Genomic DNA, 11,133 nt, shown 5'->3' on the forward strand with positions numbered 1-11,133 from the left:
CAGTATGCATCAATTCGCTGCCTTGTCGCTACTATCTGGCCGCAACTCGACTAAAATGCCGGGGTTTTCTCTTCAGCTTTTCTTATGCCCAGTACCCATATCTTACGTATTGCCGTGATCGGCGGTGGTCCTGCCGGTCTGATGGCCGCGCAGGCGGCGGCCGAGCGCGGCGCGCAGGTCGACCTGTTCGACGCCATGCCGTCTGTCGGGCGCAAATTCCTGCTGGCCGGTCGCGGTGGCATGAATATCACGCATGCCGAAGGCTACCAGGCGTTTGTCGGCCGCTATGGCAAGGCGGCGGGGCGGTTGCGCCCGGTGCTCGACCAGTTCGGCCCGCAGCAGGTGCGCGACTGGGTGCACGGGCTGGGTATCGACACCTTTGTCGGCAGCTCGAACCGCGTGTTTCCGACCGATATGAAGGCGGCGCCCTTGCTGCGCGCCTGGCTGCATCGCTTGCGCGAGGCGGGTGTGCAGTTTCATATGCGCCACCGCTGGCTGGGCTGGCACGATGGCCAGCTGTGCTTTGCCACGCCGGACGGCCAGCAGCTGCGCCAGTTCGATGCGGTGATCCTGGCGCTTGGTGGCGCCAGCTGGGCCCGGCTGGGTTCTGATGGCGCCTGGGTGCCGGTCCTGCAGCAGCAGGGCGTGGCGGTGGCGCCGTTGGTGCCGGCCAACTGCGGCTTCGATGTTGCCTGGAGCGACCATCTGCGCAGCCGCTATGCGGGCGAACCGTTGACGACGGTGGCCATTACCGCGTTCGATGCCGATGGCTTGAAGATACGCCGCCAGGGTCAATTCGTGGTAACCGAAGGGGGCGTGGAGGGCAGTCTGATTTACGCCTTGTCGGGCCCGCTGCGCGAGCAGATCGCGCGCGATGGCAGCACCACCATCTGGCTCGACCTGGCGCCTGATCATAGCCATGAGAAAGTGTTTGAGGAAGTCACGCGTCCGCGCGGCGCGCGTTCGATGTCGGGCCACCTGCAAAGCCGGCTCGGTATCAAGGGCGTCAAGTCGGGACTGCTGCGCGAGTGTCTGTCGGCGTCAGACTTTGCCGACGAGGCCACACTGGCGCAAGCCATCAAGTTCCTGCCGGTGACCTTGCAGCGGCCGCGGCCGATCGATGAAGCCATCAGCAGCGCCGGCGGCGTCATGTTCGATGGGCTGGACGGCGCCATGCTGGCCGCCATGCCGGGCGTCTTTGTGGCTGGCGAGATGGTGGACTGGGAAGCGCCGACCGGTGGCTATCTGCTGACAGCCTGCCTGGCCGGTGGCAAGGCGGCCGGCGAGCAGGCGGTGGCGTGGCTGGAAGCCCGCCAGGCCTGATGCATTAATGCCAGGTGACTTCCCCCGTGCCCGAGCGCTGCGAGGCGCGCTGGCGCGGGTTGCCGTAGACATGGATATCGCCGCTGCCGCGCAGCGCCAGGTCGGCTTCCTTGCGCACAAATACCGTGGCCTGGCCCGAGCCTTGCACAACGACTTTTGCCTGGTCGGCCGCCAGGTGCTCGGCGTCGATATCGCCCGAGCCGCTCAGTTCAAGCTGCAACGCTTTGGTGTTGCCGCTGGCGCTGATATTGCCCGAGCCGACCATATTGAGGGACACGATGTCGCTGTTGCCGCCATGCAGTTCCACGTCGCCGCTACCTTGGACGCTTGCCTTGAGTTCCTTGTAGCGCCCGGTAAATTTCAGGTCGCCCGCGCCGATCAGTTCGAGCGCCAGACTGTCGCCGGAAAAGCCGCTGACCGTGCTGTCGCCGCTGCCGTGGATGTCCAGCTTGGTCAGGTTCGGCAGCACCAGTTCGACCTGTAGCGGCTGGCGGTGGTGAAACAGCATGCCTTTCGGGCCGATATGGATGGTGGCGCCATCGAGCGTGGTCTGTACATTGGCCAGCAGACGTTGTTCTCCGCTGACCGTCAGCGAAGCGATAGCGCCGCGGCGCAGCGTCAGATCGATCGGTCCGCTCAGGTCGATCTGCGTGATTTTTGCGCTGACCTCGCGCGTTTCGCTGCGCACGGCGCGTCCGGCTGCGCTGCTGGGGTTATTGACGCCCTTGGCGCGCAGCGCCGTATAAGACAAGGCGATCAGCACCAGCGCCAGCAGGAACAGCGACAGGCCGGTTTTGAGCAGACGTTTCATGGCTGTCCTTTCAGTATTGCGACGTTCATCGCCAGATAGCGCCTGACGCCGATCATGGTAAAGCGCGTGACCACCAGGTTGAGCAGGAACAGCAAGATGCCGCCCACTACCATCGCCATGCCGATCACGCTCTGAGTGATGCGCGCATCGCTGTCCATATCGGTGGAAATGCGCAGGCTGTTGCCGGCCAGCGCCTCGGCCTTTTCCAGCAGGTGCGAATGCCCGCGGCCGGCAGTGTCCTGCTCTGGCGATGGCACGTTACGGATCTCGATGCCGGCGTCGCCGATGCGGATGCTGGTCGGTCCATGTTCGCCGACGCGGTTGCCATCGTCGTCCTGTATCACCAGATAGCGCAGCGGGGCGTCGAGCAGCAGCTCGTTGGCGCCGGACAGGCCGCTGGCCGTAATGGCGATGCCGCCGATATAGAGCGACAGGCTGATGCCGTAAAAGGTCACCAGCAGGGCCGCATAGACGGCGGCCGGAATCACCATGAACAGGTTGAAGATGGCCAGGCCGGCCAGCGAGACCAGCAGGCGCGCCAGGTTGAGCGGGGTTTTCTGCTGCACGAAGGCGCGGCGCTGCGTGTTGCTGCGCAGGGTCAGCGCGATTTTTTTCGGGTCGCCCAGGTCGGCCGCGATCTCTGCGCTGCTGCGCCCGGCCGCCAGGCCCTCGCTGAAGGTCTGTTCGTAATACGCCATGGTCTTGGCGATCAGGTCCGGCGCCAGGCCGGCCAGGTGCGATTGCAGTGCATCGAGGTAGTCTTGCTGGGTCATGATGGCCTCGCTCTAACCCTGGGCCGGCAGCAGCATGCTGGCCTGGCTCAGCATCAAGGGCGCGTGATGCATGGCGCCCGCCTGGTGGCCATCGACCACGGCCAGCATGGCCAGGGTCACGAAGGCCAGCAGCAGGGCCGCTTTCAGGCAGGTTTTCAGGGAGTCGGGATTGATCTGCATGGTGTCGTTGTTGCCGGTGGTTTGTCGATGGTCAGACTGTAGCGAAATGGGACTTGGCGCACCAGCGCGGTGCGACAGTCTGCATATTTACGGGGGCCAGCGGCGCCAGGGAGCGATATGCCGCCAGGCGCGGCGTGCCAGCGCAGTTGTCAGCGTAACAGCCTTGCCGCTTCTGCACCGCTGCGCACGGCCGCCTCGATGGTGGCCGGATAGTGGCTGGCGCTGTCCTCCAGAGCGGTATAGTCACCGGCCAGCACCAGCCCGGCCAGGCCGCTGGCGTTGCCTGGTCGCGCCAGCTCGGGCGTGCAGGCAAAGGTGGCGCGTTTTTCGGTAATCACCTGCGTCCACAATGGCTGCGCCAGGCCTGGCTGCTGCAGCACCTGCGCCAGTTGCGTGGCAATCGCCTGCGCCAGCGCGGCATGCCCCTGTTCAGTAGCGGCGCCGGCAGCGCTGATCACCACCGCCAGCAGGCCAGCTTGCTGGCCGTCAAGCTGACCACGGTCAAACACGAACTGGCCCCAGTGGCCCGCTTGCGGCACGTCGACCAGCGCGTAGAACGGCAGGTCCAGCCGTAGCGCCGGCTGGTACTGCAGATAGCAGGTGCTGATGGCTTCATACTCGAAGGCGTCGAGCCTGGCCAGCAGGTCTGGCTCGACCGGCAAAGGCCGCAGCAGGCTCGCTGCCGACGCGGGCGCCGTCGCCAGCACCACGCCATCAAAGAGCTCTGCTTCATCACCTGCTTGCAATTGCCAGCGATTGTCAGCGCGCGCGGCCAGCGCATCGACCTTGGCGCCCAGGCGCACGGCGCCCCCATGTGCGGCCAGATACTGCGCCGCCGCTTCGGGAAACAGGGCGGACAGGTCGGCTTTTGGGATCAGCATGTCGGACGCGCTGCGCTTGCGCGCGCCCAGGCTGTCGCGCAGCACATTGATGAACACGCGCGCCGACGCGCGTTCAGGCGCGGTATTGAGCGCGGCCAGGCACAGCGGCACCCACATCAGTTGGCAGAGCCGTTCGGTCTGGTCGAAACGGGCCAGCAGTTCGCTCACGCTGCAGTCGTTGTACAGGCGCCAGCCCATCCAGCGCATGGCGCTGGAAAAGCGCACCAGCGCCACCTTGTCGGCACGTTCGAGTCCTTTGGCGCGCAGCAGTGCCCACGCCAGGTGCAGCGGCGCCGGCCAGCGCGGCGCGACAAAATCCATGCCGCCGCTGCCGTCGGGATAGCGCATCTGCAAAGGCAGTTGCAACAGCAGCGCACCGGCATCCTGGCCAGCGAGCTTCAACAGGCGCAAGGTCTCGCTATAGGCGCCCAGCAAAATATGCTGGCCGTTGTCGAGTTTCAGGCCATCGCGCTCGAAGCGGCGCGCGCGGCCGCCGAGCGTGCGGGCAGCTTCAAACAGCGTGACCTGATGGCCGGCGCGCGCCAGTTCGATGGCGGCGGCGCAACCGGCCCAGCCGCCGCCGATGACGGCAACGCGTTTGACCGTGCTGCCAGCCTTAGCCACGGACCCAGGTCTTCCAGGCCAGCCACAGCTTGCGGATCGGCGTCAGGGAAATGCGCTGCGTCAGCACATGAAAGCCGTCGCGCTCGACTTCATCGAGCACCGTGCGGTAAATGGCGGCCATGATCAGGCCCGGGCGCTGGGCGCGGCGGTCTTCTTTCGGCAGCAGGGCCAGCGCTTCGTCGTAGGCCGCTTGCGCACGCGCGGCCTGGAAGCGCATCAGGTTTTCAAAGTTTTCGCTATGGCGCGCATTGAGCAGGTCGGCTGCGGTTACATTGAACTGCTGCAGCTCATTGATCGGCAAATAGATGCGGCCCTTGCGCGCATCTTCGCCCACGTCGCGGATGATATTGGTCAGCTGGAACGCATGGCCCAGTTTTTCCGCGTACAGCAGCGTTTCGGGACGGGTGGCGCCAAAGATGCTGGCCGACAGGATGCCGACCACGCTGGCCACATGCCAGCAATAGCGGCTCATGGCCTGGTAATCGAGGTAGCGGGTCTGGTTCAGGTCCATTTCCATGCCGTCGATAATGGCCTGCAGATGCTTTTCTTCCAGCTTGTAGACGGTCAGGTGCGGCTGCAATGCGCGCGTGACCGGATGCGAGGGATTGCCTTCGTACATGGCCTTCACTTCCTTGCGCCACCAGACCAGCTTGGTGCGTGCTACCGCTTCGTCCGTGCAGTCATCGACCGTATCGTCAACTTCGCGGCAGAATGCGTACAGCGCCGTGATGGCGCGGCGCCGTTCGGTCGGCAGGAACAGGAAGCTGTAGTAGAAGCTCGAACCGCTCTGGGCGGCCTTTTGTTGGCAATATTCGTCTGGAGACATAAGCAAAAATGCTGGGGTGGCTGGGGTGGCAATTTGAAGCCGCTATTCTAGCCGCTTAGACCAGATGGGACGGAGGAAAAATCGGCTTTGTTTGCGCCGCTTGCGCCAAGCTCTTTTTCGACATGCGCAGCGCGCGCCAGAAAATAATCAGCCAGTCGCGTTTTTCCAGCTTTGGACGGCGCCGGAAAACGTCGTAATTGACTTCTTCGATCAGTTCCAGGATACGCAGGCCGCCTTGCACCACCAGCCGCAGCTCCCAGCCGATGCGTCCGCGCAAGCGCATGGCCAGCGGCGCGCCGCCCAGCATCAGCGCACGCGCGCGCGCTACTTCAAAGCGCATCAGCGCGCTCCATTTGCCATGGGCTTCGGGCCGCTCCAGGGCGGCCGGCGAGACGGCAAAGCGCGCCAGGTCTTCGAGCGGCAGGTAGATGCGCTCTTTTTGCTGGTCGATGGCGACATCTTGCAAGAAATTAATTAGTTGCAAAGCTGAACATATTGCGTTGGAATCGCGTACATTATCTGCATCGGCCTGTTTGTACAGGCACAGCATCAAAAGGCCGACCGGATTGGCCGAGCGCGCGCAATAGTCGAGCAGGTCGTCGTAGCTGGCGTAGCGCGTCACGGTCACATCCTGGCGGAAGGCGGACAGCAGGTCGTGGAAAGGCTGCATCGGCAGTTCGAACTGCGCGATAACGCCGGCCAGACGGGCAAACATCGGGTCGGCCACGTTCTCGCCGCGGGCAATGCAGGCCAGCGCCTGTTCGTACACTTGCAGGGAAGCGAGGCGCTCGGGTGGCGTGGCGTCGCCTTCATCAGCCAGGTCATCGGCGCTGCGGGCAAAGGCATAGATCGCTTCAACAGCCGGCACCAGGCGGCGCGGCAATAAAAAGGATGCTACGGGAAAATTTTCGTAATGGTCTACAGGCATTGAATACGTTTCGTTAGGGTGACAGCGTGTCGTTACAACAACTGAGAATGTAACTGACGCAAAAGTCACTAAAAGAATATCGCCGCGATTATAATTACTAACCGGAAAGTCAGTAAGGCCCGATCTTGACTTGCCGGACTGACTTTGTGATATCAATATTTGTCACATTATAAAGCTTTATGGGAAGCAATGCCGTAGCCGACGCCAGGCACAAGTTTCCTGAGACAAAAACTCATAGAAAAACACATAAAAAAGATGACAGCCCGCATAGTAAAGGAAAAAGCCTTGTTTGCCCTGAAAACCCAGTGCCGGAAGACCGGTGTCTTGACTTCGACACCTCGTCGATTGTTTGCTGCCAGCGCCATGGTGCTGGCATTGGCCGCCTGCTCCAAAACGGCGCCGCAGCCCGAACCGGTGCGCCCGGTGCGCGCCATTGTGCTGGCCAGCAGCAATGTCGATGTCAATGCCGAATTTTCCGGCGATATCGTGGCGCGCGTGACGTCGCAGCTGGGTTTTCGCGTGGGCGGCAAGATTATCGAGCGCAAGGTCGATGTGGGCAGCGTGGTCAAGCGCGGCCAGCTGCTGATGCGCCTCGATCCCACCGATCTGCAGCTGTCGCAGGCGCAGGCGCGGGCAACGCTCAACAGCGCCGAGACCAGCCGCGACCTGGCGCGCGCCGAACTGAAGCGCTATCAGGAACTGCGTGCGAAAAACTTCGTCAGCCAGGCCGTGCTGGACGGCAAGGACGCCACATACAAGGCGGCGCAAGCCGATGTGGAAGCAGCGCAGGCGGTCTATCGCGGCCAGTCCAACCAGTCCGGCTATGCCAGCCTGGTGGCCGATGGCGACGGCGTGATCGCACGCATCGACGCCGAAGTGGGGCAGGTGGTCTCGCCCGGCACGCCGGTGGTGCAGCTGGCGCGCAGCGGCGAGAAAGAAGTGGTGATCGGCCTGCCGGAAGACAAGGTCGAGACCATGCGCGGCGTGAAAGACGTGGTGGTGCGCCTCTGGGCCGACCCGAAACAGGCGCTGGCCGGCAAGATCCGCGAGATTTCACCGGTGGCCGATCCGGCCACGCGCACCTACACCACGCGCGTATCGATTCCCGAAGCGCCGCAGCTGCGCCTGGGCATGACCGCCGTGGTGCAGTTTGCCTCGCAAACGGCCACGCCGCAAATTCGCGTGCCGCTCACTGCGCTGTTCAATGAAAAGTCGCAAAGCTCGGTGTGGGTGGTGGAAAACGGTGCCGTCCGGCTGGCGCCGGTGACGGTGGGCGGCGTGGCCGGCAACGACTTGCTGCTGACGTCCGGCGTCAAGGAAGGCCAGACGGTGGTCACAGCGGGCGTGAACCTGCTCAAGCCGGGCCAGAAAGTCAGCCTGCTTGGCGCTGACACCGGCGCCGTAGGCGGGGTGAATAACGGGGTGGTTAAATGAAAGGCGGTTTCAACCTGTCACGCTGGGCGCTCGAACATATCCCACTGACGCGCTATCTGATGGCGGTGCTGCTGATCGGCGGCATGCTCAGCTATGCCAACCTGGGCCAGGACGAAGACCCCCCGTTTACCTTCCGCGCGATGGTGCTGCAGGCCTACTGGCCCGGTGCCACAGCCTTGCAGATGGCCGAGCAGGTGACCGACAAGCTGGAAAAAAAGCTGCAGGAAACGCCGTATATCGACGAGATCACCAGCTATTCCAAGCCTGGCGAGACGCTGATCTTGCTGGAGCTGCGCGAATCGACGCCGCCCAAGGAAACGGCGGCCGCCTGGTACCAGGTGCGCAAAAAGATCGGCGATATCAAAAATACCTTGCCGTCGGGCGTGGTGGGGCCGTTTTTCAACGATGAATTCGGCGACACCTACGGCTCGATCTTTGCCCTGTCCGGCGACGGTTTTACCTATGCCGAAATGAAAGACTACGCCGACGACGTGCGCCAGCAGCTGCTGGCCGTGTCGCAGGTGGCCAAGGTCGAGCTGTTCGGCGTGCAGGATGAAAAGATCAATATCGTCTTTTCGCACAAGAAGTTTGCCCAGCTGGGCATTCCATTCTCGGCCATCGTCAACCAGCTGTCCGAGCAGAACACCATCAATGCCACCGGTGTGCTGGTCACGCCCACCGACAATCTGCAGGTGCGCGTGACCGGCGCCATGGTGACCGTCAAGGACCTGGAAAACCTCGACCTGCGCGCCAACGGTACCACCTTCCGCCTCGGCGACTTTGCCACTGTCAAGCGCGAATTTGCCGATCCACCCAAGGACAAGATGCGTTTTAACGGCAAGGAAGTGATCGGCCTGGGCGTGTCGATGGAGAAGGGCGGCAATATCATTGCCATGGGCAAGGCGCTGCAAGCGACCGTGGCGCGTGTGGAAAGTCAGTTGCCGGTCGGCATACAACTGCAGCGCGTGTCGAACCAGCCTGAAGCGGTAGCCGCATCGGTCGGAGAATTCGTCCACACCCTGATCGAAGCAATCCTGATCGTGCTGGCCGTCAGTTTCGTGGCGCTGGGCCTGCATACCAAACCGCTGCGCATCGATGTGCGCCCGGGGCTGGTGGTGGCGCTGACCATCCCGCTGGTACTGGCCGTCACTTTCTTGTTTATGCGCATGCTCGATATTGACCTGCACAAGATTTCGCTGGGCGCGCTGATCATTGCGCTGGGCCTCCTGGTGGACGATGCGATTATTGCGGTCGAGATGATGGTGCGCAAGATGGAAGAGGGCATGTCGCGCTTTGACGCGGCCACCTTTGCCTACACCTCGACCGCCATGCCGATGCTGACCGGCACCTTGATTACCGTGGCCGGCTTTCTGCCGATCGGCCTGGCCAAGTCGACCGCCGGCGAATACACGTTCTCGCTGTTTTCGGTCAATGCGCTGGCGCTGGTGATCTCGTGGGTGGTGGCGGTGGTCTTCACGCCCTATATCGGTTATCTGCTGCTGAAGGTCAAGCCGCATGCCAATAATGACCACGAGCTGTTCGATACGCCCAACTTCCGCCGTTTCCGCCGCGCCGTGACCTGGTGCGTGGAGTGGCGCAAGACCACCATTGCTGCCACGCTGGCCATCTTTGCACTCGGTATCTACGGCTTCAACTTTATCGAGAAGCAGTTTTTCCCCGATTCCAGCCGGCCCGAGCTGATGGTGGAAATGTGGTCGCCCGAAGGCACGACCTTTGCCGCCAATGAAAAGCAGGTGAAAAAGTTCGAGGCCTTTGTCGGCAAGCTCGACGGCGTGCAGAGCGTGACCAGCTATGTCGGCACCGGCAGCCCCCGTTTCTATCTGCCGCTCGACCAGATTTTCCCGCAGACCAACGTCTCGCAAATCGTGGTGCTGCCCGACAGCCTGGCCGACCGCGAGCGGCTGCGCCAGCAGATCGTCGATGTGTTCAAGCGCGACTTCCCGGAAGTGCGCGGGCGCGTCAAGCTGCTGCCTAACGGGCCACCGGTGCCGTATCCGGTGCAGTTCCGCGTCACCGGGCTGGAAGTGGCCACCGTGCGCGCGATTGCCGACCAGGTCAAGGATGTGCTGCGCGCCAACGCCAATACGGTCGGCGTGAACGATAACTGGAACGAGTCGGTCAAGGTGCTGCGCCTCGACCTGGACCAGGACAAGCTGCGCGCGCTCGGCATTACATCGAGCACGGTGATGCAGGCGGCCAATACCATTTTGTCGGGCACGGTGATCGGCCAGTTCCGCGAGGATAACAAGCTGATCGATATCCAGGTACGCCAGCCGCTGGCCGAGCGCGCCACCATTTCGGTGCTTAACGACACCAATATTCCGACGGCCAGCGGCAAGTACGTGCCGATCTCGCAAATTGCACGCGTGCACTTTGTGTGGGAGCCGGGCGTGGTATGGCGCGACAAGCGCGAATGGGCCATTACGGTGCAGTCCGACGTGATCGACGTCATCCAGGGCGCCACGGTATCGACCCAGCTGGCGCCGCAGATCGACGCCTTGCGGGCAAAACTGCCGGCCGGCTACCGCATTACCCTCAAGGGCGTGGCGGCCGACAGCGGCGAGGCGGAAGCGTCGATCGCGGCCAACCTGCCACTGGCGATCTTTATTATCTTTACGCTCTTGATGCTGCAGCTGCACAGCTTTTCGCGCGCACTGCTGGTGTTCCTGACCGGGCCGCTCGGCGTGGCCGGCGCCGCATTTGCCTTGTTGCTGCTGCACCGTCCGCTCGGCTTCGTGGCCAACCTGGGCGTGATTGCCCTGTTCGGCATGATTATCCGCAACTCGGTGATCCTGATCGACCAGATCGAGCAGGACATCCGTGACGGCTCGACGCCGTGGGACGCGATTATCGACTCGGCGGTGCGCCGCTGCCGTCCGATCGTGCTGACGGCCGCCGCGGCCGCGCTGGCCATGATTCCACTGTCGCGCTCGGTATTCTGGGGCCCGATGGCCGTTGCCATTATGGGCGGCCTGATCCTGGCTACCGCCTTGACGCTGTTGTTCCTGCCGGCCCTTTATGCCGCCTGGTTCCGGGTCAAGAAGCCGCAATAGCGTGCGAATGTGTCGGATTACGCCGCATTATATGCGGCGTGGTTCCGGGTCAGAAAGCCGCAATAATGTGCGAATGTGTCGGATTACGCTACGCTAATCCGACCTACGCCGACCTACGCCGACCTGCGGCCCTGTTGTCAGGCAGGGTAAGGCCCGTAGATACTGTTATCCCCGTCAAGCGGCGTGCAAGGTCGGATCAAATATTTTTCCTGACCTGAGCACGCCGAATGCCACGTGTACCAGTTTGCGCATCATGGCGCCGATGATCAATTTCGGCGC

9 protein-coding genes and 1 pseudogene are annotated in these 11,133 nt (G+C 62.8%); 3 read left to right on the forward strand and 7 right to left on the reverse strand.

Annotated features, from left to right (window positions below; genetic code table 11):
* The first annotated feature begins 84 nt into the window (after window positions 1–84).
* Window positions 85–1,323 (forward strand): TIGR03862 family flavoprotein, encoded by a 1,239-nt coding sequence (locus GCM43_RS22570; RefSeq protein WP_152248137.1) that lies wholly within the window; start codon window positions 85–87, stop codon window positions 1,321–1,323.
* A gap of 4 nt (window positions 1,324–1,327) precedes the next feature.
* Here GCM43_RS22570 and GCM43_RS22575 read toward each other — a convergent pair whose 3' ends face one another.
* The 6 genes from GCM43_RS22575 to hpnC all read right to left on the reverse strand — a co-directional run bounded on the left by GCM43_RS22575 (window position 1,328) and on the right by hpnC (window position 6,346).
* Complete coding sequence (locus GCM43_RS22575) at window positions 1,328–2,134, reverse strand: head GIN domain-containing protein (protein WP_152248138.1); 807 nt, start codon at window positions 2,132–2,134, stop codon at window positions 1,328–1,330.
* Entirely contained in the window at window positions 2,131–2,907 is a 777-nt protein-coding gene (locus tag GCM43_RS22580) for a DUF1700 domain-containing protein (protein WP_152248139.1), read from the reverse strand. The genes GCM43_RS22575 and GCM43_RS22580 overlap by 4 nt, the downstream gene beginning before the upstream one ends.
* A 12-nt stretch (window positions 2,908–2,919) precedes the next feature.
* The gene (locus GCM43_RS25900; protein ID WP_193315711.1) at window positions 2,920–3,087 is read right to left on the reverse strand and encodes a hypothetical protein; all 168 of its coding nucleotides are present in this window, start codon (window positions 3,085–3,087) and stop codon (window positions 2,920–2,922) included.
* A 149-nt stretch (window positions 3,088–3,236) separates the two neighbouring features.
* Window positions 3,237–4,592: a hydroxysqualene dehydroxylase HpnE gene (hpnE, locus tag GCM43_RS22585; RefSeq protein WP_152248140.1), complete on the reverse strand. Its 1,356-nt coding sequence runs from the start codon at window positions 4,590–4,592 to the stop codon at window positions 3,237–3,239.
* Window positions 4,585–5,418, reverse strand: coding sequence for a presqualene diphosphate synthase HpnD (hpnD, locus tag GCM43_RS22590; RefSeq protein WP_152248141.1), 834 nt, complete (start codon window positions 5,416–5,418; stop codon window positions 4,585–4,587). The genes hpnE and hpnD overlap by 8 nt, the downstream gene beginning before the upstream one ends.
* Before the next feature lie 55 nt (window positions 5,419–5,473).
* Window positions 5,474–6,346: a squalene synthase HpnC gene (gene hpnC, locus GCM43_RS22595; protein ID WP_152248142.1), complete on the reverse strand. Its 873-nt coding sequence runs from the start codon at window positions 6,344–6,346 to the stop codon at window positions 5,474–5,476.
* Between the two features lie 363 nt (window positions 6,347–6,709).
* On the opposite strand from hpnC, the gene GCM43_RS22600 reads away from it, so the two are divergent.
* Both GCM43_RS22600 and GCM43_RS22605 read left to right on the forward strand, forming a co-directional pair.
* Window positions 6,710–7,780, forward strand: a complete 1,071-nt coding sequence (locus GCM43_RS22600; protein ID WP_413770979.1) for an efflux RND transporter periplasmic adaptor subunit — start codon at window positions 6,710–6,712, stop codon at window positions 7,778–7,780.
* Window positions 7,777–10,854 carry an efflux RND transporter permease subunit gene (locus tag GCM43_RS22605; protein ID WP_152248144.1) on the forward strand — a complete coding sequence of 1,026 codons (3,078 nt, stop codon included), beginning with the start codon at window positions 7,777–7,779 and terminating at the stop codon, window positions 10,852–10,854. Before GCM43_RS22600 ends, GCM43_RS22605 begins: the two co-directional genes overlap by 4 nt.
* Before the next feature lie 174 nt (window positions 10,855–11,028).
* Here the strand turns inward: GCM43_RS22605 and GCM43_RS26285 are convergent.
* A pseudogene (locus GCM43_RS26285) lies at window positions 11,029–11,133 on the reverse strand (IS110 family transposase); the annotation flags it as partial.

This window comes from Janthinobacterium aquaticum, from assembly GCF_009208565.1.
Classification (GTDB): domain Bacteria; phylum Pseudomonadota; class Gammaproteobacteria; order Burkholderiales; family Burkholderiaceae_D; genus Janthinobacterium.

Excerpts from the sequence above, each read along its gene's own strand:
- GCM43_RS22570 (WP_152248137.1), top strand. The coding sequence starts at position 85 with ATGCCCAGTACCCATATCTTACGTATTGCCGTGATCGGCGGTGGTCCT.
- GCM43_RS22575 (WP_152248138.1), bottom strand. The coding sequence starts at position 2,134 with ATGAAACGTCTGCTCAAAACCGGCCTGTCGCTGTTCCTGCTGGCGCTG.
- GCM43_RS22580 (WP_152248139.1), bottom strand. The coding sequence starts at position 2,907 with ATGACCCAGCAAGACTACCTCGATGCACTGCAATCGCACCTGGCCGGC.
- GCM43_RS25900 (WP_193315711.1), bottom strand. The coding sequence starts at position 3,087 with ATGCAGATCAATCCCGACTCCCTGAAAACCTGCCTGAAAGCGGCCCTG.
- hpnD (WP_152248141.1), bottom strand. The coding sequence starts at position 5,418 with ATGTCTCCAGACGAATATTGCCAACAAAAGGCCGCCCAGAGCGGTTCG.
- hpnC (WP_152248142.1), bottom strand. The coding sequence starts at position 6,346 with ATGCCTGTAGACCATTACGAAAATTTTCCCGTAGCATCCTTTTTATTG.
- GCM43_RS22600 (WP_413770979.1), top strand. The coding sequence starts at position 6,710 with ATGGTGCTGGCATTGGCCGCCTGCTCCAAAACGGCGCCGCAGCCCGAA.
- GCM43_RS22605 (WP_152248144.1), top strand. The coding sequence starts at position 7,777 with ATGAAAGGCGGTTTCAACCTGTCACGCTGGGCGCTCGAACATATCCCA.